Raw genomic sequence first — 22,606 nt, forward strand, 5'->3', positions numbered from 1 at the left:
CGCCAAGGACTCCGCCGAAGCGCGGAAGTTTGCCCAGCAGTCGTGCGTCGACACCGATGGAAAGGCGTGTCAGGTTGCATACGAGGACTGTACGAAGCCGGTCTATGAGTCATTCTGACCCGTTGATCGGATTGTCGGACTGGTAGTCAGCGCAACTCGCGATGGCGGCGGAAAGCTTCATGTGTTTGGGCGCAGCTCCGTTTGTTCTCTTGGCTCCAGCATCGACAGTGGGCAACGATCGTCCGCTCAGGTCATCCCACCCCTCACAATGGGCAGCAAAGGAATGGGTCTCCCCATGAAACGAATCCACCTCGCTTTTCTCCCGTGCCTGCTGATTGCAGGCCTGCTGCCGTTCACCGCGCTTGCCGAAGGCAATTGCCCGCAGGGCATGTATCCCATCGGTGGCCAGGGTGTACAGGGTTGTGCGCCCATTCCGGTGAGCAGCTCAGGCTCCCCGTACAACAATCGCCCCAACTGGGCGCAGACCGTGCGTGGCGTGGCGATGGATGCCCGCGGCGACACCTTCATCAGCAACTCGATGCGCTCGCGGGGCAAGGCCAAGCGTGCATCCATGAAGGAGTGCAAGGAGTTCGGGAAAGGCGAATGTACGTTGGCGACCCTGTTCCAGGCGCAATGCGTGGCGGTCGCCCACGCGGGCCTGGGCACTGAAACCACCAGCGTCGCCACCGCCATGTCCGAACAGGGAGCGGTCATTGTCGCGATGCAGCAATGCAACGCGAAGGCGGCATGGAAGCAGCTGCCGCAGGGACAATGCGGGATCGCCAGAACGGCCTGCACGGCGGATCTGTTCATCAGGTAAGGCGCCATTCACGCTAAGCCCCGTTTTCTGTGATCAATTCCGCTTTTCGATTTCCTCGCACTTCGACGCGGCAGAACGCCTCGCGGTAAGCTCCCCACGCGTCATGAAAATGACGCGCCAGTGCCGCCGAATGCAGGGGTTCTTCCGTCCAATGAGGACGCTGTCAGCCCCTGCGTCGGGTGACGCTCGCCATCATCGCGGTCTTGCCGTACGCAAGGCTATGATTCCTGTCCGCGCAGGCGCGGATAAGCCGGAACGCGTTCCGGCTGGGCAGGGAGGCGGGTATCGGCATGACCACATTGAAGGAGTGGGAGGGGATGGAAGACAGGGTTGGCGCACACATGGACGATGCCCTGGCATTTGTTCCGTCCGGTGCGAACCTGCTGGAAGCCGTAAGGGGCGAACTCAACGGCGATGGCATCGAGTATCAGCTGCTGGTCATCGACCAGCCGACGCCGGAAGGGCTGGTGCCCGGCCAGCACGGGCCAAACCGGGTGCTGCTGTTGCTGCGCGGTGATGGGCGCGGGCGCTGGCAGCTGGCCGCGCGCAACGACAAGCTGGTGCCGTGTTCCACCCGAGGTGGCCTGGCCGGCGACCCTTTTGCGTATGCAATGGTCGAGAAGGGCACCTTCAGCGTGATCACCAACGGCGGTAGCCGCGAGCGCTGGAGCAGCACCTACCGGTTCCGCTATGCGCCCGCGGACAAGGCCTGCTGGGTTGACGGGGTGAGACGCAAGGTCGTGGATATCGAGACCGAAGCGACCAACATCCGGGATTACTCGGCGGCGGAGCTGGGCAGGGTGAGGTTCGAGGACTTCGACCCATCCAGTGTTGCCGAGGTGTCGCTTCCATGAGCCAAGCTCCAACCGGCGGAAGGGAATCCGCGCTGATGAAGATTCAGGAGTTGCACTGTGTCGACCGATAGAGAGTCGCAGCTGTTGCGACAGGCGACCAAAGCCGGCATCGACTCCCCGCTTGAACTGGCCAATTTCATGGCCCAGGCAGGGCACGAGTCGCGCGGCTTGAGCCGGCTCAACGAGAGCTTCAACTTCACCCGGGGAATCTCGCAGATCCCGGTGGAGGCTGCGTGGCGCAATGGCAACGCCGCGTTGGAGAGTGCCCGCCAGGAAGCGCTGCGTGGTCGCCCGGAAAACCTGGCTGAGCTGATGTACGGCGGGCGCATGGGCAACGACGCGCCTGGTGACGCGCTGAAGTACCACGGCCGCGGCTATCTGCCATTGGTCGGCAAGGAGAATTACGAGCGTGCCGGCAAGGCGCTGGATCTGGACCTGGTGAATCACCCGGAGCTGGCAGCGCAGCCCGAGCACGCAGGCCGTATTGCCGTATGGCAGTGGCAGACACGGGTGCCGGAGGGGGCGCGCCATGATGTGCGCGAAGCAACTTATGCGCTCAACGGCGCGCTCAATGGCATCGAGGCGCGCCGGCAACGATTTGAGGTCTGGCAGCAGAAGTTGACGCCGGACGTGATGGCGCGACTGGATCGCGGCGAAGTCGGTGCGCCGGCGCAGACCGTTGCACGCGACATGTCGCATGCCGGTGAGCCCGGCAACGCATTGTTCGAGGATGCGCGCCGGCACCTGCAGCAGATGGGGCCACAAAGTGGACTGCGCAGTGCACAGGAGCTCGACAATACCGCTGGCGCATTGGCGCTGGGCGCGCAGAAGGCCGGCCTGTCGCGCATCGATCATCTGCTGGCGGGCAACGACGGCCGTACGCTGTTTGCAGTGCAGGGCGCGCTGGGTGATCCGGCCATGCTGCGTGCGTCTGTTGACCGGGAGCAGGCCTCCCAGCAGCCACTGGCGCAGAGCAGCCAGCAGTTGGCGGCCAGCGTTGCGCAGCAGGATCCGATGGCCGCGCTCGCCCGCGAGCAGGAGCAGCGTTCCCGATCCCTGTAGCACTTGGTGCCGGCGGGCAGGGTGCCCGCCGTTGTTTTGCGTACGACGCGTGGCGCCCTGTGGCGCCGACATGGAAACCCACCCGTAAGGACACCACATGCGAATCGTTCCCTTGAATGCCCTGCAGGCCGCTGCCCGCTGCAATGCATCCGCGCGCCGCCTGCCGCCGCTCTGGCTGCTGTCACTTGGACTTGCCGCAGCCTCGGCACAGGCTCAGGAGACAGCGCCGCCGGTCGCGGAAACGCACGCCACGGCACAGGCGATCGCTGATGCGCCTGCAGGGACGGCACCGCCTGCCACCGTCGAGCGAACCGTTCCGGCGGTAGCACCCGCACCGCCCGCATTGGCCATCGTTCCATTGCCGCCAGAGCGGGCGACCGAGCGGGCGCTCGGTGCGCGCTGCCCGGTGGATCTGGCCGGGCGACTGGCGACCCAGGGCGACCTGCTGACCGGCGCCTGCCAGGGCACCATGCCGGCGCATCTGGCCGCTCTGCTGGTCGCGCTGCCCGAGCAGGACATCCACCTGCCGCGCAACTGGCGCGAGCGAGAGGTACAGCAGAAGGCCTGGTTCAAGGCGGTGCCTGGGTACGGCCAGCGACCGGACTTCATCGTGCGGATGGGCGACGTCTGGGTGCGCTCGCTGGAAGGGCGCGACGCCGACAGCACGTTCTACCTGGTGTCCGCGCCGTTCACCTGCAGTGACCAGGTCGCCAACCGCGATGAGTTCAGCGCGGAGCCGGTACGTGTGCCAGCGGGTAGCTGCCGCGAGGCCTATGTGGGCCAGCGTGTGTACCAGGTGCGTGGCGATGCGCCGCCGAGGGATGTTACCGCCGAGGCGATGCCGGTCATGCCACAGGTGACCGAGGCGGATCGCGCACGCCAGCTGGCGCGTGGGGGCAGGATCACGCTGGATCACAGCAAGCTGCAGTTCGGGCCGGCCATGCGTTGGTTCGTGCAGTATCCGGAGACGGTGCCGAAGGGTGGGGCGCGTGCGTTCAGTGACTGGAACCGCGAGCATCTTGCCTTCGTGGTCTGGACCGGCGATCGCTTCGAGTTGCGCGACAAGGTCCCGCGCAGCCAGTGGCCGTGTGATCCGGTCGCGCCGGGCGATCGCGCCTGCGGCGGCTTCCCGGATTCCGGGCCGGATCTGTTCGTGACCGCCAGTGCATCTGCGCCGGTCGCGGCCACCAGCCCCTGAGTCACGGTGCTGAGGCGGGAGCCGGAATGACCGGCTCCCGCGCTGTCCATCAGGCCTGCAGGCTGCGGGTCTGATGCTGCTGCTGTTCCAGCTGTTGGTCGAGCTCCAGCGCAAGGCGCTGGCCTGCAGCCTGCTGGTCGATGCACTGGCTGCTCTGTTCCAGCGGCGTGTTCATCGCCACTGCCGTATCCACCGACACGCGAAGGTGGGCGGGGTCACCGCCCTGGCCCTGCACGGCGAAGCTGCGCGAGGCATCGGCGTTCATCACCACTTCGTCGATGCGCTTGCCGCCTGCAGCGTGCATCTCCGCCGCCAGGCTGCCCGCCAGCTGCGTACTCATCACGTCCGGCACGCGGCCAACGCGCACGTCATGTGCGTGCACGCCGCGGATCGCGTCGTTGAACAGCGGGTTACCCAGGTGGTTGGCATCGTCCATGCGCAGCATGCTGGTGTGATGGCCATTCTTCTCCGCTTCGCGGCGTGCCGGTTCACCGGGCTGCAGCGGGCCGCGGATGTGGTCGTACAGATCGATGGCGCCGCCCGGGATGCCGCGTGCAGCGCGGGTGACGCCGCGACGCAGTGACTCGACGTCGTCGCGATACTCCTCGATCATCTTGGCGTTGTCTTTCGCCAGCTTCTGCGTTTCCGGGTGCTTCAGCACCGAGCCTTCGTCGAGGAAGTTGCCCAGTTTGTGCGCGCCGAACGAGCTGGTCGCCGCAATGATCGGCCGGTCCGGAATCAGATCACGCAGGGCGTGATTGCTGAAGCCGTTTGCCGCGAGCGTCTTGATCTCGTCGGGCTTGGCATAGATGCGTACCTGGCCGAAATGCGGTGACGCGGCGCTGACCGGATCGGAGGCCATGACGTGGTTGATCATGGTGTTGCCGCCTTCCGGAATGCGGTAGCTGAGGCTGACCGCGCCGTAGGCATTGAATGTCTCGCCCTTGACGTTGAAGTGGTGCGAGGTGATCTGGGCAAGAGCGCCGCCGAGGGAGTGACCGGTGACGGTGACCTGGGGCGCGGGCACACCGTTCAAGCGGGATTGAAGCGCGGCGCCTTCGAGCGTCCTCTGTGTCAAAGCAATCGCGTCAGGCGCCTGCACGTTGGTGCGCGCAACCACCATGCCGCCGTCGGTCAGAATCGCATCGCGAGCGATCTGCTCGGTGCCACGATGCGCAATGACGATCTCTTTGGTGTCTACGCGCTGATAGACGGTGCCCTGATAGCCGTTGAGACGATTGTTGACATGCTCAAGTATCTTGTACTCATGGCCGTTTAACGTGACTTTTTCTTCTTGGCCGGGTTCACGTCGGCCGACGGCCCGATCCTTGTAGGCGTCATTGGATAACGCGGCGTAGTCCTGAGAGGTGATGGTCACGGCGCGACCTCACTTGCGGAGAGGGTGATCGTAAACAGCTTGTCCTGCAGATCAGCGGCGTAGTTGCTGCGATCGGGCTCGCCACTGGCTGGGAAGTTGGGAACGCGATCTGCCTTCGGATAGACCAGATCCGGATAGTAGAGCGTATGGGCGCCACCTTCGGTCAGCGGCTTGGCGTCGACGAAGGTGAGGAAGCGGGTCTCTTCTTCGGCACCCGTCGCCTTCAGCATTGCCCCGGCACCGGTGAACTCCCACTTGCAGACGCCACGACCGTAGTAGTCCTCATCCAGCATGCGGTCCACATATAGCGTGCCGCGGTACTCGCCCTCAGCGACCTTGCGCAGCTCCACCGGTTCCTGGCTGGTGATACGTGCAGCTGTGCCGGTGGCCGGCTCGATGTGGCCGCACTGATCCTCGTTGGTGACGTCGTACTGCGCTACGCCCTTGACCAGTGCGAAATCGCCGGGGGCATCCTTCAGGCGCAGCACCAGCTCATAGGCCTTGCGCGGGGTGGGGTTGAGCTTGGCGAGGCCGCGCCCGCCCTGGGCGACATCGGCTTCAGCAGCGGCACGTTCCTGGTTCATGGCGGTCTCCGGGTTGCAGGCGGTCAATAGAAGCAGAGCAAGGCACGGAATCATCTTGTGGCGCAATGTCGGCCTCCTTGGGGGTAGGGGTTGTTGAACTGGCAGCTCATGGCACGAGCTTCTGCACAGTGGTGGTGGTTGAGAACAGCGCGTCGCGCAGATCTTCGCTGTACCCCGACGGATCTTCCTCGCCACTGGCGCCAAAGTTGGCGACAGTGTCGGCGCGCGGATAGATAAGGTTTGGGTAATAAAGCGTAAGAGGTGAGTCGCTCTCCATGCGCTCCTTGTCGACGAACGTAAGGAATCGCGTATCCGCCTCGCCGGTCGTAGCGCGCAACATCGCACCGACACCCGTCAACGTCCAATGGCAGACGCCACGCCCGTAGTAATCCTCGTCCTGCATGCGGTCGAGGTAGAACGTACCGCGGTATTCGTTCTCGTCGACCTTGTGTAGTTCCACCAACTCCTGGCTGGTGATACGGCTGGCGGTACCGGTCGCCCACAGGACCCGGCCGCAGTCCCTGTGGTTGCTGACGTCGTACTGGGCAACGCCCTCGACCACCGCGAAGGGACCGGGGGCATCCTTCAGGGTCAGTACCAGCTCGTAGCCCTGCTGCGGTGACGGGTTGAGCTTGGCCAGGCCGCGTCCACCTGCGGCAACGTCACGCTCTGCGTCCGCGTAAGGCGAGCAGGCCGTCAGCGCCAGCAAGAGGCCCATCGGTACCAGATGGCATCCCTTGCGTGTCGGCATGGCTACATCCATGGCGGCATCCTGCATCGTGCGTCCGTGTCCATATATCCTTCCCTGGTGACAGGTTTATCGATTATGGAGTGTTCTGGAAACCTGGCGCCAGCTGCGGCAAGGCGTGGGTGACGGAATTTTGACGCATTCAGCGTTCGGCAGCGTCGCCGAATCGATTGCGGCACAGGCGATTCGGGGTTGGCCAGGCGATTGCGCTTCGCGTTCGACATTTCACCACCAATTTGTGACAACGGTCGCCAATTCACGCGACTCTCACGCAAGCGAGCATTACGCCATGAACTACACCATCCGTGCCGAAGCCATTGATGATCACGCCACCCTCCATGCGCTCACCGAGGCCGCATTCCGGAACGCTGCGCACAGCAGCCATACCGAGCAGTTCATCGTCGACGCCCTGCGCGCGCGCGGGGAGCTGAGCGTTTCGCTGGTGGCCGAGTTGGACGGGAAGGTGATCGGCCATGTGGCGGTGTCGCCGGTGACGATCAGCGATGGCAGCACGGGCTGGTTTGGCCTGGGGCCGATTTCGGTATTGCCTGCCTGGCAGGGGCAGGGCATCGGTGCGGCCCTGATGCATGCCGCACTTGAAGCACTGCGTCAGCAGGGCGCACATGGCTGTGTATTGCTGGGCGAGCCGGCCTATTACGGTCGCTTCGGCTTCTGTGCCGAGCCGGGCCTGGTGCTGCCGGGTGTGCCGCCGGAGTACTTCCAGGCACTTTGCCTGCAGCCTCCGTTGGCACAGGGCGAAGTGCAGTACTCACCGGCCTTCGAGGCGACGGCCTGATCCGGGCCTGGCACGTTTCTGCTCAGGGCGCGCGCCAGGCGGTCGGTTCGGGTTGCGGCTTCGGAATGCGGTAACCGCCGATGTGTTCAAGCAGTTCATTGGTACGGCGCTGCTCGACCAGTACTTCACGCAGCAGGTTGCGCACGGCGAAGATGGCGAACGGCACCAGGATCCAGACCAGGCTGATGCCCAGCGCAAACAGGGTCAACAGGGCTTTTGCACCATCCATGCGGCATTCCTTGGTCGAAAGCAGCCACGCTAGCACGTGGCTGCTGCCGACGGATGTCAGCCGTTGTGCCGAAGGTGGATCAGCGGATACGGACGGCCTTGCGAATCCAGCGGTGAACGTCCGGTTTCGACGAAGCCCATGCGCAGATAGAAGCCCACGGCCTGCGCGTTCTGTGCGTTGACGTCGGTGCTCAGCTGTGGGCACAGGGTCAACGCGTGCTGCAACAGTTGGCGACCAACCCCGGTGCCACGCACGTCCGGGTCAATGAACAGCGCTTCCATGTGGGTGCCGTCGATCAGCATGAATCCGAGGGGGCGATCCTGTGCGTCGACAGCAACGGTCATCGGCGCCTGCGGCAGGAAACCGGCGACTTCGGCATCGATGGCCTGGCGGTCTTCTGCACTGAGGAAGTCGTGGGTGGCGTCGACGGCGCGGCGCCAGAGGTCGACAAGAGCGGCGCCGTCGTCGGCGCGGGAGGGGCGGAGGGTGGTCATGGGTTCGCCAAGGTGCTTGCAAAGAGTGCGTAGTATGGCGCGTCCCGATCCAGCGCGCAGATGTGGATTCATCCGGCGTTGCGATGGCGGATGAAGGGGCTGTAGGTAGTGGCCTCCGCGCGCAGCACAACGCCGTCCTCGAAATCGCTGCTGTCGTTGAAGGGCACGGTGGGCCACTGCGGCCATTGCGCCAGGCGTTCGCGGTAGTGGTGGGTTGCTGCAGCCAGTGCCTCGTCGTGGGCCTGCATGCGCTCCGGTGCCAGCCCGGAACGCACGCCGTGCACCACGTGCGGTTCCATCACGTCGAAGCCGACGTAGCGCAGGCTGTACATCAAGGGCCACAGCAGCAACCGGGTATCTCCCTCGCGGCCGTCGACTGCGCAGGCCCGTGCCGATGAGCCGGTGGTGACGCTCAGCAACGCACGCTTGCCGCGCATCGCTCCGTGCTCGTGACGCAGGCGGCTGTTGTACATCGGCCCGTACACCAGTACGCGATCCAGCCAGCCCTTCAGGATGGCCGGCGCCGCGAACCACCACAGCGGGAACTGCAGGATCAGCAGGTCTGCGGCCCGCAGCAGTTTCAGGTGACGTTGCACATCGACGGGCAGCTGGCCCTGCTCGGCGCTGTGCCGCTGTTCGCGTTGGGCGTCGAAGTGGCCGGGATGCAGGCGATGCGGATGGTGGTCAGCCGCTTCCAGCGGATCGAAGCCCTCCACATACAGGTCGACCACGTCCACCTGCAGCGCGTCATGCCGCAGTTGCTCGGCGGCCTGAGCGGCCAGATGTGCATTGAAGGAGCGGGGCTCGGGGTGGGCAAGCAGGATCAGGGCACGCATGGGGCGAGGTGTTCGAGGAGTGTGCGACCATCCTCGCGGTGCCGGCATGCGCCGGCAATTACGCACCTTGAGGTAACCATGGCCTTTCCCGGGGATGTCTATGCCGCCGACTGTTCGGCACGCGATGCGCTTGCGCTGATTTCAGGCAAGTGGGTGATGCTGCTGCTGCCGGCATTGGCGCAGGGCCCGCTTCGCAACGGCGCGTTGCTGCGGAAGATCGAAGGCATCTCGCAGAAGGTGCTGACCCAGACCCTGCGCCAGCTGGAGCGCAATGGGCTGGTCGAGCGGTGTGACCGGGGCAGCAAACCACTGCATGTGGAGTACCGCCTGACCGAGGTCGCGCGCGGCCTGGTCGAGACGCTGTCCGCCCTGGATCGCTGGGCCGAGCACAACTTCCCGGCGCTCGATGCGGCCCGCGAGCGCTTCGACGCGCGCTAGCGGCGCCTGCACGGCCCCGGGCGTACAATGCCCCGGCGGCCATCCTGGCCCAGTTGAAAAGCGAGAACCGCCATGACCGATGTCCTGGGTGTACCGGTGCACGACGCCGATGAACACTGGATGCGCCATGCACTGGCCCTGGCCGAGCGCGCGCAGCGTGAGTTCGACGAGATTCCGGTCGGGGCGGTGCTGGTGGGCGCCGACGGCCAGCTGCTGGGCGAGGGCTGGAACCTCAACATCGCCTCGCACGACCCCAGCGCGCATGCCGAGATCGTGGCCATGCGGGCCGGTGGAAAGCTGCTCGCCAACCATCGCCTGCTTGGCAGCACGCTGTACGTGACCTTGGAGCCGTGCGCGATGTGCGCGATGGCGATCGTGCATGCGCGCGTTTCGCGCCTGGTCTACGGCGCCAGCGACCCCAAGACCGGTGCGTGCGGCAGCGTGTTCGACCTGCTCGGCGATGCCCGCCACAACCACCGGGTCGAGATCCACGGCGGGGTGCTGGCCAAGGAAGCCAGTACGCGCCTGACCAATTATTTCCGCGCCAAGCGTGGCAAGCCGCCGCTGCTGCTGGAAGACCACGTCGGCGAGGGCTGAGGGGCGAACGGGTATGATGGGCGCCTCTTTCCTTCACCGGTAGGCCGCGCGCCTGCCCAGCAACGAGGCGACACAATGGCGGACACCGGCGCGGCCAACGAACGACTGATCTGGATCGACCTGGAAATGACCGGGTTGGACACCGACAACGATTCGATCATCGAGATCGCCACCGTGGTCACCGACGCCCAGCTGAACGTACTGGCCGAAGGTCCGGAATTCGCCATCCATCATCCGCTGGAAACGCTGGAGGCGATGGACGAGTGGAACCGCAACCAGCATCGTCGTTCGGGCCTGTGGCAGCGCGTGGTGGACAGCACCACCACCCTCGGCCAGGCCGAGGCGCAGACGGTAAACTTCCTGGCGCAGTGGATCCCGGCCGGCCTTTCGCCGATGTGCGGCAACTCGATCTGCCAGGATCGCCGCTTCCTGCACCGCCAGATGCCGCGCCTGGAGAAGTACTTCCATTACCGCAACCTGGACGTGTCCACGGTGAAGGAGCTGGCCAAGCGCTGGGCGCCGAGCGTGGCCGCCGGCGTCGGCAAGAACAGCAACCACACCGCGCTGAGCGACGTGCACGACTCGATCGCCGAGCTGCGCCATTACCGCCAGTTCATGGGCGCGCTGTCGGGCTTGCCCACGGCCTGAACAACAACGCCGGGCAAGGCCCGGCGCGACCGGGTGACACGCGAACTGGTAGTGCCGGCCGCTGGCCGGCAAGGCGTCGGGGCCGAACCCCTTTCCCGCGGCAAGGGCTCTGACCCCTCTGTCGTGCCTCGCGACGAACCGTTCAACTCCCCGGCGCTAAGATCGGCGCCATGAACGAGCCCATCCTGCTCCCCCGCGATATTGCCCACGACGCCCGCGACTGGTCCGACCTGCAGCGGGCGGTGGCCCTGCTGGAAGCGCCAACCCTCACCGCGCGCATGGCCAACCTGGTCGGCACGCCGCTGGAGTTCGCGGTGAAGGCGCTGCCCAGCTCGGTCTCCAACCGCATCCACGGTGCGGTGCAGGCGGCGTTGACCAAGTCGGCGCAGGCGGCGCTGTGGAGCATGGACAACACACCCGGCAAGGGGGCGTCCACCCGCTGGCACAAGCTGGCGGCAGCCACCTCGGGGGCGGTCGGCGGGGCCTTCGGCTTTGCCGCCTTGTTTATCGAACTGCCGGTGTCGACCACCATCATGATGCGCGCCGTGGCCGACGTGGCCCGCAGCGAGGGCTTCGACCTGTCCGAGTTCAGCACCCGGCAGGCGTGCCTGGAGGTGTTCGCGCTCGGTGGCAACTCGCCGCGCGACGACGCCAGCGAGACCGGCTACTACCTGGCCCGCGGCTTCACCACCGACGTGATGCGGCATCTTTCGGCCGAACTGGCTGGGCGTGTGGTGACCGGCCGCGACCTGACCCTGGGCGTGGCACCGAAAGAAGCTGGAAAGCTGCTGGCGAAGATGGTGGAAAAGGTGGCGGCGCGCTTCGGCGTGGTGGTCACTGAGAAATTCGCCGCACAGGCGGTGCCGATCGTCGGTGCTGCCGCCGGTGCAACACTGAATACTATGTTCACCGACTACTACCAGGACATGGCGCGCGGCCACTTCATCGTGCGCCGGCTGGAGCGCAAGTACGGGGAAGACGTGGTGCGCGCCTGCTATGACCGCGTGGCGCATGGTGCGGTAAAGATCGAGCCAAGGCTGGAGTAGAGCCACGCCATGCGTGGATGAGCCCTCGTGGCGGGTGATCCTTGCCTCGAGGGAACAATTGTTTTGCCAGTGCATGCCTGTTGCCTGGCAGCCGGCATCCCCATCCTTTGCGGCACTCCCCCCGCAAGAGATTGCCGCCATGATGTTCACCCCCCACCGCCTGGGCGCGTTGACGCTGCCCAACCGCATCGTGATGCCGCCGATGACCCGCTCGCGCGCCGCCGATGGCAACGTCGCCACCGCGGAAATGGCCGCCTACTATGCGCAACGCGCCAGCGCCGGCCTGATCGTCAGCGAAGGTACCCAGATCAGCCAGCAGGGCCAGGGCTATGCCTGGACCCCGGGCATCCACAGTGCCGAGCAGGTGCAGGGCTGGCGGCAGGTGACCGATGCGGTGCACGCCGCCGGTGGCCGCATCTACGCCCAGCTGTGGCACGTCGGCCGTGTCTCGCATGTGGCCCTGCAGCCCGATGGCGCGGCGCCGGTGTCTTCCTCGGCATTGCTCGCCGAAGGCGTGAAAGTGTTCGTCGACCCGACTGGGGCGGGTCCCGAAGCCGGTGTGGGCGAGATGATCCAGCACTCGATGCCGCGCGCGCTGCGCGAGGACGAGATTCCCGGCATCGTCGCCGATTACGCGCAGGCTGCGCGCAATGCGCTGGCCGCGGGATTTGATGGTGTGGAACTGCACGGCGCCAACGGCTACCTGATCAACCAGTTCATCGATTCGCAGGCCAACCAGCGCACCGATGCCTACGGCGGTTCACTGCAGAATCGCCTGCGCTTCCTGCGCGAGGTGGTGCAGGCGGTGGTCGAGGTTGCCGGTGGCGAGCGTGTGGGCGTGCGCCTGGCGCCGCTGACCACGCTGCAGGGGGCGGTGGACGATACGCCGCAGGCGACCTATCTGGCTGCCGCACACCTGCTCGGTGAGATGGGGGTGGGCTACCTGCACATTGCCGAGGCCGACTGGGACGATGCACCGCCGATGCCGGTGGCGTTCAAGCAGGCGCTGCGCATGGTCTACCCGGGCACGCTGATCTACGCCGGCAAGTACACCGCCGAGCGCGCCGAGCAGGCACTGGCCGAAGGCTGGGCTGACCTGATCGGCTTCGGCCGGCCGTTCATCGCCAACCCGGATCTGCCCGAGCGCCTGCGTACGGGTGCGACGCTGAATCCGCCGGATCGCGCCACGTTCTTTGGCGGTGGTGCGGAGGGTTTCACTGATTACCCGGCGCTGGAAGAGAGCGTCGCTGCCTGATTCTGGAGGCTGCCGGCCAGCGGCCGGCACTACCAGTGGGCGAGGGGTAGTGCCGGCCGCTGGCCGGCATTTCAGTCAGGCGGCGAGGGGGGTAGTGCCGGCCGCTGGCCGGCATTTCAGTCAGGCGGCGAGGGGTAGTGCCGGCCGCTGGCCGGCATTCCACTGCCGGATCACGGCTTGTCGCGCACCAGCGCGTCGGCCTCAACCACGCCACCATCCTTGCCATGCAGGTAAAGGTGCATGTCCTGCTGCGGATACGGAATGTTGATGCCGGCCTTGTCATAGCCCAGCTTCAGCTGCTCCAGCAGCGTGACCTTGGTGCCGAACCAGTCGGCCGACTTCACGTAGCAGCGGATGCCGAGGTTGATGGCGTGTGCGCCCAGCTCGTAGACCACCACGTCCGGTGCGGGGGTCTGCAGCACGCGTGGGTCGGCCTTCATCAGTGCCAGCGCGGTGTCGCGTGCCAGCTGGATGTTATCTTCGTAGCCGATGCCGATCACCAGTTCGACGCGGCGCGTCGGCTCGGCGGTGAGGTTGATGATCGGCGCGGCGGTGATCAGCGTGTTCGGAATGGTGGTGTGCTGGTTGTCGGCGCCGGTAAGCACGGTCTGGAAGATGCGCACTTCGCGCACCGTGCCGGTCTGGCCGGCCACGGTGACCACATCGCCCACGCGGAACGGACGCAGCGTCACCAGCATCACGCCCGAAGCGATGTTGGACAGCGAATCCTTCAATGCCAGACCGACCGCCAGGCCAGCGGTGCCGAGCACGGCCAGCAGCGGAGTGATCTTCACGCCGAGTGTGTCGATGGCCAGCAGCGCCACGATCACCAGTGAGGTGGCATAGACCACGTTGCGCAGGAAGCTTCCCAGCATCGGGTCCACACCCATGCGCGCAGTGGCGCGCGGCATTGCATTGGACAAGCGACGTGCCACCCACAGGCCCACCAGCAGCACCACGATCGCGGCCAGCAACGGCACGCCGTAGGTTTCCAGCAGGCGTTCCCAGTCGAGCGAGTGGAACCAGGGCGTTGCGGCGGGGGCGGCGGGTGCTGCTGCGGCGATCATGCGGAAGTCCTTTGCTGAGAAACGGTGTCTGCGTGGGGCAGGTGCACGCCAGAAACACGAAGCCCCGCAGAGGCGGGGCTTGCATGCAGCAGCAGTATCGGCCGACGCCGATGAACACGACGTCAGCCTGTAGCCATCACGGCATCAGCCGTTGGCCTTCAGCTTGGCCAGGCGCAGCCAGGTATCGACCACGGTGTCCGGGTTCAGCGACACCGACTCGATGCCTTCCTGCATCAGCCATTCGGCCAGATCCGGGTGATCGGACGGGCCCTGGCCGCAGATGCCAACGTACTTGCCCTTGGCACGTGCTGCCTTGATCGCCATCGACAGCAGCTTCTTCACTGCCGGGTTCCGCTCGTCGAACAGGTGCGCAACGATCGAAGAGTCGCGGTCCAGGCCCAGGCTCAGCTGGGTCAGGTCGTTGGAGCCGATCGAGAAGCCGTCGAAGATCTCCAGGAACTCATCGGCGAGCAGTGCGTTGGACGGCACTTCGCACATCATGATGATCTTCAGGCCGTTCTCGCCCTGCTTCAGGCCGTTCTGTTCCAGCACCTCGACGACCTTGCGGCCTTCTTCCAGGGTGCGCACGAACGGAATCATGACCCACAGGTTGTCCAGGCCCATTTCGTTGCGCACGCGCAGCACGGCCTTGCACTCCAGCGCGAAGGCGGCCGAGAAGCTCGGGTCGACGTAACGGCTGGCGCCGCGGAAGCCGATCATCGGGTTCTCTTCGTGCGGCTCGTAGTTGCTGCCGCCGATCAGGTTGGCGTACTCGTTGGACTTGAAGTCCGACAGGCGCACGATCACCGGGTTCGGTGCAACCGAGGCGGTGAGAGTGGCGATGCCTTCGGCCAGGCGGTCGACGTAGAAGCTGACCGGATCACCGTAGCCGGCGATCTTCTCATCGATCTTCTTCTTGGTCGCCGCGTCCTGGCGGTCGTATTCCAGCAGTGCGTTCGGGTGGATGCCGATGTGGCTGGCGATGATCATTTCCAGGCGGGCCAGGCCGATGCCGGCGTTCGGCAGCTGGCCGAAGTCGAAGGCACGTTCCGGGTTGGCCACGTTCATCATGATCTTCAGCGGGGCCGGCGGCATGTTGCCCAGATCGGTGGTGGTGCGCTCGAAGCCGAGCTTGCCTTCGTAGATGAAGCCGGTATCGCCTTCAGCGCAGCTGACGGTGACCAGCTGGCCATCTTCAATGACCTTGGTGGCGTTGCCCGAACCGACCACGGCGGGCACGCCCAGCTCGCGCGCGATGATCGCGGCGTGGCAGGTGCGGCCACCACGGTTGGTGACGATGGCCGAAGCGCGCTTCATCACCGGTTCCCAGTCCGGGTCGGTCATGTCGGCGATCAGCACGTCGCCCGGCTGCACGCGGTTCATGTCGTCCAGCGTCTTGACCACGCGGGCCACGCCCGAACCGATCTTGGCGCCGACGGCGCGGCCTTCGGCCAGCACGTTGCCGCCCTTTTCGGTCAGCGCGAAGCGCTCGATCTGGGTGGCGTGGCTGCGCGACTTCACCGTCTCCGGGCGCGCCTGCACGATGAACAGCTTGCCGCTGACACCGTCCTTGGCCCACTCAATGTCCATCGGGCGGCCGTAGTGCTTTTCGATGACCAGCGCCTGCTTGGACAGTTCCTGCACGTCCTCGTCGCTGATCGAGAAGGTGTTGCGCAGTTCGACCGGAGTGTCCTCGATCCTGACGCGCTCACCCGGGACATCCGAATACACCATGCGGATCGCCTTGCTGCCGAGCGAGCGGCGCAGGATCGCCGGCTTGCCGGCCTGCAGGGTGGGCTTGTAGACGTAGTACTCGTCCGGATTGACCGCACCCTGCACGACCATTTCGCCCAGGCCGAACGAAGAGGTGACGAACACCACGTCGCGGAAGCCGGACTCGGTGTCCAGGGTGAACAGCACGCCGGAGGAACCGACGCCCGAACGCACCATCAGCTGCACGCCGGCGGACAGGAACACGTCCTCGTGCTTGAAGCCGTGGTGCACGCGGTAGGCGATGGCACGGTCGTTGTACAACGAGGCGAACACTTCCTTGACCTTGTGCACGACGTCGTCGGCACCGGTGACGTTGAGGAAGGTTTCCTGCTGGCCGGCGAAGGAGGCATCCGGCAGATCCTCGGCGGTGGCCGAGGAACGCACGGCCACGGCCACGTCGCCGCCGCCGTTGTCGGCGCTGAGCTTGGCGTAGGCGGTGCGGATGTCCTGGTCCAGCTGCGGCTGCAGCGGGGCATCGATCACCCAGCTGCGGATTTCCTTGCCGGCGGCGGTCAGCGCGTTGACGTCCTCGACGTCCAGCGTGGCCAGCTTGTCGAAGATGCGCTTGGACAGATCGTTGTGCGCGATGAAGTCCTTGAAGGCTTCAGCGGTGGTGGCATAACCGCCCGGCACCGAAACGCCCAGACCGGCCAGGTTGCCGATCATCTCGCCCAGGGACGAATTCTTGCCGCCTACGCGGGCCAGATCGGCCAGACGCAGTTCGTGCAACCACAGGATGTTCTCGTTCAAGCGCGATGCTCCGTTTGGCCATCGCCCGAGGCGGGCTGAGTGGCCGCGTCCGTAGGAAGAAGCCGATATGATGCCGGGCAGACCACTGTCGGCACAAGCTTGTGCTGGCGGCCTTTTTAAGCTTCGTAGGGGGTAAAAGCGCGCATGTCGACCATCCGCCCGGTGTTCTACGTTTCCGATGGAACCGGTATCACCGCTGAAACCATTGGGCATAGCCTGCTCACCCAGTTCTCCGGGTTCAGCTTCATTACCGACCGCATGTCGTTTGTCGACGACCCCGAAAAAGCGCGTGAAGCCTGTGCCCGGATCCAGGCGGCGGGGGAGCGGTACCAGGTCCGGCCGATCGTGGTGAACTCCTGCGTGGACCAGAGCCTGAGCCTGATCCTGGCCGACAGCGGGGCGCTGATGCTGGATGTGTTCGCGCCGTTCATCGAGCCGCTGGAGCGTGAACTTGCCAGCCCGCGCCTGGCCCGGGTCGGCCAGGCCCACGGCATGGTCGACTTCGACACCTACCACCGCCGCATCAACGCGATGAACTTCGCCCTGACCCACGATGACGGTATCGCGGTGAACTACGACGATGCCGACGTGATCCTGGTGGCGGTGTCGCGCGCCGGCAAGACGCCCACCTGCATCTACCTGGCCCTGCATTACGGCGTGCGTGCGGCCAACTACCCGCTGACCGACGAGGACCTGGAAAGCGACCGCCTGCCGCCGCGCCTGCGCAACTACCGGCGCAAGCTGTTCGGCCTGACCATCGACCCGGACCGCCTGCAGCAGATCCGCCAGGAGCGCCGCCCGAACTCGCGCTACGCCAACCTGGAGACCTGCAAGCGCGAGGTGGCCGCGGCCGAGGTGATGTTCCAGATGGAGCGGATCCCGACGCTGAGCACCACGCATACCTCGATCGAGGAGATTTCCAGCAAGGTGCTGGCCACGCTGGGGCTGCAGCGCGAGTTGTATTGATCCGTGCGCCACGACCAACGGTCGTGGCCTACCTCCCGGGGCAATACCCCTCCTGCGCGGGGGCATCGACCCTCCTGCACGGTGGGTATCGACCCTCCTGCACGGTGGGTATCGACCGTTGGTCGATACCGAGCCCTTTGGTCGGGGTGATCCCGCCCCCACGTTGAAGCACCAACGTGTAGGATCGACCCATGGCCCGAGCCTTGCCCCGTACCGAACGCATTCCCCGCCTGAGCCGGTTGAGCTGGCTCATGGGCCTGTACGCGGAGAACTATCGCCATCTGGTGCGCCTGTTCGAACCGGCCGGACTGGCGGCGGGCAGCTACATTTCCTCGATCGGCGACGGCCTGGATGTCCGCCTGGACGTGATCGAGTGCCACCGCTACACGGTGGAACTTCGCCTGACCTACGACCTGGCCGACCCGGTCACCGGCGAGCCTGATCCGTCGGCCTACGTGCGCCTGTACCGTGACGCGCGCCAGGCCGAGACCACCCATTGCTATGTCGGCCGCCGCTGGCAGGACACCATGGGCCTGTACCCGCCGCCGGCGGAACTGATCAGCCACCGCATGCGCATGAACACCTTCCTCGGCAAGTGGCTGGAATACCTCGCCGAGCGCGGCCACGGCGTGGCCACCCTGCGCCGCGATCCTGATGGCGCCACTGCGGCTGCCGAACGCCGCCTGTCGCTGGTGCGCTGATCGGCCATAATCCACGGCTGACCTGCCGCTGGATGCTGCCCATGCCGTACACCCCGATCGTCGCCACCCTGGGCTACGTGCTGTCGCCCGATCGTCGCCAGGTGCTGATGATCCACCGCAACACCCGGCCCGGTGACCACCACCTGGGCAAGTACAACGGGCTGGGCGGCAAGATCGAACCGACCGAAGACGTTGCGGCAGGCATGCGCCGCGAAATCGCCGAGGAAGCCGGCATCGACTGCACCGGCATGCGGCTGCGCGGCACCATCAGCTGGCCGGGATTCGGCAAGCATGGCGAGGACTGGCTGGGCTTCGTGTTCGTCATCGACAGTTTCGAAGGCACCCCGCACGGCGGCAACCATGAAGGCACGCTGGAGTGGGTGGACCTGGACAAGCTGGACACGCTGCCGATGTGGGAGGGCGACCGCAACTTCCTGCCACTGGTGTTCGACGCCGACCCGCGCCCCTTCCACGGCGTGATGCCGTACCAGGACGGCCGCATGGTCAGCTGGTCCTACAGCCGGCTGTAAGCCGGCGAATCGGGAGGGGGGCGATCTTTCGAGTGGGGATCAACCTTCCAGGTGGGTGCCAACCTTGGTTGGCACGCTCTTCCGGTTCATTAATGTCCGGGCAATATTGACGAACGCAAATTACCCGGGCAATATTCGCGCATCACCTCCGATGCCATTGCCATGCCTGCGTCCCGACTCCCTCCCTTCAGTTGCTTCGACGGCCACCGGCTGGTCGCCTCCGGTACCCCGGAAGTGGCTGCGCTGGCGCTGAAGCAGCTGCGTGCCGGCAACGCTGCCGGTCCGCTGCTTGTGTTCGACAACGCTACCGGCCGCACCCGTGATTTCGATACGCGCGGCAGTGACGCAGAACTGCTGGCGCGGGTCGTCGAAGCCTTTCCCGCCGCCGTCGAGGCGGATGCCGACGTTACTGCCGAAGAGGCGCCGGCAACTCCGCGTGGCCGCGGCCGCCCCAAGCTGGGCGTGGTCGCACGCGAAGTGACCCTGCTGCCGCGCCACTGGGCGTGGCTGGCCGAGCAGCCCGGCGGGGCCTCGGTAGTGCTGCGCAAGCTGGTGGAGGCGGCCAGCCGTGCTGGTGCCGACAAGGACCGGCAGCGCCGCCACAGCGAGCGTGCCTATCACTTCCTGCAGACCGTCGCCGGAGACCTGCCGGGTTTCGAGGAAGCGATCCGTGTCCTGTTCGCGCACGACCGGGCGGGCCTGGAAATGGCGTTACGCAGCTGGCCCGAGGATGTGCGCAATCACGCCCTGCGCCTGGCCTTCGATGATTCTTCGGACCACGCAGACGGCTGAGCCACCGCGCCGCTACTGAGCGGCGGCGCCACCTGATCGCGGGCCACGGCCCGCTCCCCTGTGCTTGCTTTGCTGGCGGAAACGCCGGGCAGGGCAGCGCCTTGCCCAGAGAACCCCATGGACACCCCCGCACATCCCATCCCCCCGGTCGCGCCGCCCCTCTGGCGCACCTATCTGACCCTGCTCCTGCCGATGCTGCTGACCAACGCATTGCAGCTGGCTGCAGGCACGCTGGACAACGTCTACCTCGGCCATCTGCTGGGTACGCAGGCGGTGGCCGCCGCCGCTGCGTTCTTCCCTGTCTTCTTCCTGCTGCTGGCCCTGGTAATGGGTCTGGCCACCGGTGCGATGGTGCTGATCGGCCAGGCCTGGGGCGCGGGCCGGCCGCAACAGGCTCGCGCGGTCGCCGGCAGTGCGGTGGCACTGATTCTGCTGTTGTCAGTGCTTGTGATGGCGGTGGGCGGCGGTTTCGCGCCACAGCTGCTGGCGGCACTGGGCACGCCAGCGCCGATCCTCGGCGAATCCATCGTCTATGCCCGTGTTCTGCTGCTGGCGGCACCGGCGTTCTTCCTGCTGTGGCTGGCCACTGCGGTGAGCCGTGCGGTGGGCGATGCCAAAACGCCGCTGCATGCGCTGCTGCTGGCCACGGTGGTCGGCCTGCTGTGCACGCCGCTGCTGATCCTGGGCTGGGCCGGCCTGCCGCAGCTGGGCGCGGCCAGTGCGGCAGTCTCGGCGGCGCTCGCCTCGCTGCTGGCCCTGGCCTGGCTGATGTGGCGGTGGCAGCGCATGGGGCACCCGTTGGCCCCGGGGCATGAGTTGCTGCAAGCCATCCGCTTTGATGGAGCGCTGATCCGTTCGATGCTGCACATCGGCATACCGTCTTCGTTGCAGATGCTCAGCCTGGCCATTGCCGAAATCGTGCTGCTGGGCTGGATCAACCGCTATGGCTACACGGCCACGGCCGCCTACGGTGCGGTCAACCAGTTGATGAGCTGGGTGCAGCTGCCGGCGATGTCGCTGGGCATCACTGCCACCATCCTCGCGGCGCATGCGATGGGCGCGGGGCGTACGGCACGGCTGCCGGCCATCGCACGCACAGGCGTGCTGCTTGGACTGGCGATGCTGAGCGGGGTGGTGGTGCTGGTTGTGGCGCTGGCGCCCTGGCTGACCGGCCTGATCCTGGCGGCGACCGACGTGCGCGAACTGGCCGCGTTGCAGTTGCGCACCGTGGTGTGGGGCGTGCTGGCGATGGGAGGCAGTGCGGTGCTGGTCGGAGTGATGCGCGGCAGCGGCACGGTGCTGTTGCCGGCGTTGCTGGGCATGGCTGCCGTGTTGCTGCTGGAGCTGCCGTTGGCGATGTGGCTGCAATCCCGGCACGGTCTGGCCGGGCTGTGGTGGGCATGGCCGCTGGGGTTGCTGGCCATGCTGGTGATGCAGGTGTTCTGTTTCGCGCATTGGCGGCGCCGCGTGCAGGCCGGGTAGTGCCGGCCGCTGGCCGGCAATCCGCAATGGACGGAGCAGCCGGCCAGCGGCCGGCTCTACCACTCGATCGGATCGCATCCGGCGCGGATGCAGGTGTTCTGTTTTGCTCGCTGGCGGCCGGGTGCAGGCTGGGTAGTGCCGGCCGCTGGCCGGCAATCCGCAATGGCCGGAGCAGCCGGCCAGCGGCCGGCTCTACCACTCGGTCGGATCGCATCCGGCGCGGATGCAGGTGTTCTGTTTTGCTCGCTGGCGGCCGGGTGCAGGCTGGGTAGTGCCGGCCGCTGGCCGGCAATCCGCAACGGCCGGAGCAGCCGGCCAGCGGCCGGCTCTACCACTCGGACGGATCGCATCCGGCGCGGATGCGGGTGTTCTGTTTTGCTCGCTGGCGACCGGTGCAGGCCGGGTAGTGCCGGCCGCTGGCCGGCAATCCGCAATGGCCGGAGCAGCCGGCCAGCGGCCGGCGCTACCACTCGGTCGGATCGCATCCGCCGCGGATGCGGGTGTTCTGTTTTGCTCGCTGGCGACCGGTGCAGGCTGGGTAGTGCCGGCCGCTGGCCGGCAATCCGGAATGGCCGGGGCAGCCGGCCAGCGGCCGGCTCTACCACTCGGTCGGATCGCATCCGGCGCGGATGCAGGTGTTCTGCTTTGTTCGCTGGCGGCCGGGTGCAGGCAGGGTAGTGCCGGCCGCTGGCCGGCAATCCGCAATGGACGGAGCAGCCGGCCAGCGGCCGGCTCTACCACTCGGTCGGATCGCATCCGGCGCGGATGCAGGTGTTCTGCTTTGTTCGCTGGCGGCAGGTGCAGGTTGGGTAGTGCCGGCCGCTGGCCGGCAATCCGCAATGGCCGGGGCAGCCGGCCAGCGGCCGGCTCTACCACTTCAGTGCCGCTGTGCCAGCAGCAGGTGGAAGTGCTTTTCTCGGGTCTGGCCGTCATTGCCGGCTGCGGATTCGCGGTGGCTGCGCCAGGCCGAGACGCGGAAGCCCGATACCCGCAGCGCCAGCTCCACCGCGTCCAGCTCATGCAGCTGGAAGTCGGCGGCGAATGGCAGGCTGCGCATGAAGCTGGCATCGCCGAAGGCCAGGCACAGGCGGCCGCCCCGGCGCAGCACCCGCGCCAGTTCGTCCAGCACCGGGGCCAGGTTCGGCCAGAAGTACAGGGTGTTGACCGCCAGCGCGGCATCCATCGCGGCATCGGCGACCGGCAGTGCATGGGCGTCGCCGTGTCGCATCGCCGCACGTTCGGCCACCCCGGCGTCGGCCAGCCGCTGGTTGCCGGCCTCGACCATGGCCGTGGACAGCTCGATGCCCAGATAGTGGCTGTCGGTGGCCTGCAGCATCAGTGGCGCGAAGGCCGCATTGCCCGGGCCGACCTCCAGGACCCGTTCGCCGGCGCCGACGGCCAGCAGCCCGATTGCGGCCAGGTTGAGTGCGCCGTTGCTGCGGTTCATCGAGTCGGCCACCGCCAGCGCGGCCTCGCCGTGGGGCTGCCGCAGCTGTGCGGCCAGGGTGGGAGCATCCAGCATCATCATCGTCCGTTGCAGAGTTTCGGACGTGGCGGCGGCG

Annotated in this window: 24 protein-coding genes; 15 read left to right on the forward strand and 9 right to left on the reverse strand. The window is 66.4% G+C overall.

Going from position 1 to position 22,606, the window contains the following annotated elements; genetic code table 11:
• Nucleotides 1-268: 268 nt before the first annotated feature.
• From AC5P78_RS08745 to AC5P78_RS08760, 4 genes are all read left to right on the forward strand, one after another.
• Nucleotides 269-820, forward strand: coding sequence for a DUF4189 domain-containing protein (locus AC5P78_RS08745; protein WP_012480633.1), 552 nt, complete (start codon nt 269-271; stop codon nt 818-820).
• Nucleotides 821-1,137: 317 nt separating this feature from the next.
• Nucleotides 1,138-1,674: a hypothetical protein gene (locus AC5P78_RS08750; RefSeq protein WP_005410114.1), complete on the forward strand. Its 537-nt coding sequence runs from the start codon at nt 1,138-1,140 to the stop codon at nt 1,672-1,674.
• A gap of 57 nt (nt 1,675-1,731) precedes the next feature.
• Nucleotides 1,732-2,736 carry an XVIPCD domain-containing protein gene (locus tag AC5P78_RS08755; RefSeq protein WP_099490479.1) on the forward strand — a complete coding sequence of 335 codons (1,005 nt, stop codon included), beginning with the start codon at nt 1,732-1,734 and terminating at the stop codon, nt 2,734-2,736.
• 97 nt (nt 2,737-2,833) lie between these two features.
• Nucleotides 2,834-3,934 carry a hypothetical protein gene (locus AC5P78_RS08760; RefSeq protein ID WP_049396619.1) on the forward strand — a complete coding sequence of 367 codons (1,101 nt, stop codon included), beginning with the start codon at nt 2,834-2,836 and terminating at the stop codon, nt 3,932-3,934.
• Between the two features lie 49 nt (nt 3,935-3,983).
• On the opposite strand, the gene AC5P78_RS08765 is transcribed toward AC5P78_RS08760, so the two are convergent.
• Genes AC5P78_RS08765 through AC5P78_RS08775 form a run of 3 tightly spaced genes read right to left on the reverse strand, consistent with a single transcriptional unit; the run spans nt 3,984 to nt 6,659 of the window.
• Entirely contained in the window at nt 3,984-5,312 is a 1,329-nt protein-coding gene (locus AC5P78_RS08765) for an XVIPCD domain-containing protein (RefSeq protein WP_414498278.1), read from the reverse strand.
• Nucleotides 5,309-5,962 carry a hypothetical protein gene (locus AC5P78_RS08770; RefSeq protein WP_012480629.1) on the reverse strand — a complete coding sequence of 218 codons (654 nt, stop codon included), beginning with the start codon at nt 5,960-5,962 and terminating at the stop codon, nt 5,309-5,311. Before AC5P78_RS08770 ends, AC5P78_RS08765 begins: the two co-directional genes overlap by 4 nt.
• Before the next feature lie 40 nt (nt 5,963-6,002).
• Nucleotides 6,003-6,659, reverse strand: a complete 657-nt coding sequence (locus AC5P78_RS08775) for a hypothetical protein (protein ID WP_242014911.1) — start codon at nt 6,657-6,659, stop codon at nt 6,003-6,005.
• 274 nt (nt 6,660-6,933) lie between these two features.
• Between AC5P78_RS08775 and AC5P78_RS08780 the strand changes: the two genes are divergently transcribed.
• Nucleotides 6,934-7,440 carry a GNAT family N-acetyltransferase gene (locus AC5P78_RS08780; protein WP_111173730.1) on the forward strand — a complete coding sequence of 169 codons (507 nt, stop codon included), beginning with the start codon at nt 6,934-6,936 and terminating at the stop codon, nt 7,438-7,440.
• A gap of 22 nt (nt 7,441-7,462) precedes the next feature.
• Here AC5P78_RS08780 and AC5P78_RS08785 read toward each other — a convergent pair whose 3' ends face one another.
• From AC5P78_RS08785 to AC5P78_RS08795, 3 genes are all read right to left on the reverse strand, one after another.
• Nucleotides 7,463-7,669: a hypothetical protein gene (locus tag AC5P78_RS08785; RefSeq protein ID WP_088429380.1), complete on the reverse strand. Its 207-nt coding sequence runs from the start codon at nt 7,667-7,669 to the stop codon at nt 7,463-7,465.
• Between the two features lie 56 nt (nt 7,670-7,725).
• Nucleotides 7,726-8,163: an acetyltransferase gene (locus AC5P78_RS08790; RefSeq protein ID WP_154329492.1), complete on the reverse strand. Its 438-nt coding sequence runs from the start codon at nt 8,161-8,163 to the stop codon at nt 7,726-7,728.
• A gap of 68 nt (nt 8,164-8,231) precedes the next feature.
• A complete protein-coding gene (locus tag AC5P78_RS08795) occupies nt 8,232-8,999 on the reverse strand; it encodes an NAD(P)H-dependent oxidoreductase (protein WP_062607302.1) in 768 nt (255 codons plus the stop codon).
• Nucleotides 9,000-9,077: 78 nt separating this feature from the next.
• Here AC5P78_RS08795 and AC5P78_RS08800 point away from each other — a divergent pair, with 78 nt between their 5' ends.
• The 5 genes from AC5P78_RS08800 (at nt 9,078) to AC5P78_RS08820 (ending at nt 12,983) form a co-directional block, all read left to right on the forward strand.
• Nucleotides 9,078-9,437: a winged helix-turn-helix transcriptional regulator gene (locus AC5P78_RS08800; protein ID WP_005410104.1), complete on the forward strand. Its 360-nt coding sequence runs from the start codon at nt 9,078-9,080 to the stop codon at nt 9,435-9,437.
• 72 nt (nt 9,438-9,509) lie between these two features.
• Complete coding sequence (gene tadA, locus AC5P78_RS08805) at nt 9,510-10,034, forward strand: tRNA adenosine(34) deaminase TadA (RefSeq protein ID WP_005410103.1); 525 nt, start codon at nt 9,510-9,512, stop codon at nt 10,032-10,034.
• 75 nt (nt 10,035-10,109) lie between these two features.
• The gene (gene orn, locus AC5P78_RS08810) at nt 10,110-10,682 is read left to right on the forward strand and encodes an oligoribonuclease (protein ID WP_005413827.1); all 573 of its coding nucleotides are present in this window, start codon (nt 10,110-10,112) and stop codon (nt 10,680-10,682) included.
• A gap of 170 nt (nt 10,683-10,852) precedes the next feature.
• On the forward strand, nt 10,853-11,728 hold the full coding sequence (locus AC5P78_RS08815; RefSeq protein ID WP_062607300.1) for an EcsC family protein: 876 nt from the start codon (nt 10,853-10,855) through the stop codon (nt 11,726-11,728).
• Nucleotides 11,729-11,867: 139 nt separating this feature from the next.
• Nucleotides 11,868-12,983: an alkene reductase gene (locus tag AC5P78_RS08820; protein ID WP_012480623.1), complete on the forward strand. Its 1,116-nt coding sequence runs from the start codon at nt 11,868-11,870 to the stop codon at nt 12,981-12,983.
• Between the two features lie 170 nt (nt 12,984-13,153).
• Here AC5P78_RS08820 and AC5P78_RS08825 read toward each other — a convergent pair whose 3' ends face one another.
• Nucleotides 13,154-14,050 (reverse strand): mechanosensitive ion channel family protein, encoded by an 897-nt coding sequence (locus AC5P78_RS08825; protein ID WP_049395303.1) that lies wholly within the window; start codon nt 14,048-14,050, stop codon nt 13,154-13,156.
• 144 nt (nt 14,051-14,194) lie between these two features.
• Entirely contained in the window at nt 14,195-16,573 is a 2,379-nt protein-coding gene (gene ppsA / locus AC5P78_RS08830) for a phosphoenolpyruvate synthase (RefSeq protein ID WP_044570462.1), read from the reverse strand.
• Between the two features lie 144 nt (nt 16,574-16,717).
• On the opposite strand from ppsA, the gene ppsR reads away from it, so the two are divergent.
• The 5 genes from ppsR (at nt 16,718) to AC5P78_RS08855 (ending at nt 21,044) form a co-directional block, all read left to right on the forward strand.
• A complete protein-coding gene (gene ppsR, locus AC5P78_RS08835; protein ID WP_005410097.1) occupies nt 16,718-17,539 on the forward strand; it encodes a posphoenolpyruvate synthetase regulatory kinase/phosphorylase PpsR in 822 nt (273 codons plus the stop codon).
• A 191-nt stretch (nt 17,540-17,730) separates the two neighbouring features.
• Nucleotides 17,731-18,240 carry a DUF1249 domain-containing protein gene (locus tag AC5P78_RS08840; RefSeq protein ID WP_005410096.1) on the forward strand — a complete coding sequence of 170 codons (510 nt, stop codon included), beginning with the start codon at nt 17,731-17,733 and terminating at the stop codon, nt 18,238-18,240.
• Nucleotides 18,241-18,281: 41 nt separating this feature from the next.
• Nucleotides 18,282-18,770 (forward strand): NUDIX hydrolase, encoded by a 489-nt coding sequence (locus AC5P78_RS08845; RefSeq protein ID WP_005413820.1) that lies wholly within the window; start codon nt 18,282-18,284, stop codon nt 18,768-18,770.
• A 162-nt stretch (nt 18,771-18,932) separates the two neighbouring features.
• Complete coding sequence (locus tag AC5P78_RS08850) at nt 18,933-19,562, forward strand: DUF2239 family protein (RefSeq protein ID WP_033833148.1); 630 nt, start codon at nt 18,933-18,935, stop codon at nt 19,560-19,562.
• A gap of 117 nt (nt 19,563-19,679) precedes the next feature.
• Entirely contained in the window at nt 19,680-21,044 is a 1,365-nt protein-coding gene (locus AC5P78_RS08855) for an MATE family efflux transporter (protein ID WP_111189443.1), read from the forward strand.
• Between the two features lie 877 nt (nt 21,045-21,921).
• Here AC5P78_RS08855 and AC5P78_RS08860 read toward each other — a convergent pair.
• Nucleotides 21,922-22,572, reverse strand: a complete 651-nt coding sequence (locus AC5P78_RS08860) for a class I SAM-dependent methyltransferase (RefSeq protein ID WP_049449956.1) — start codon at nt 22,570-22,572, stop codon at nt 21,922-21,924.
• Nucleotides 22,573-22,606: the final 34 nt, after the last annotated feature.

Source organism: Stenotrophomonas sp. YJH_SMC_133 (assembly GCF_059370655.1).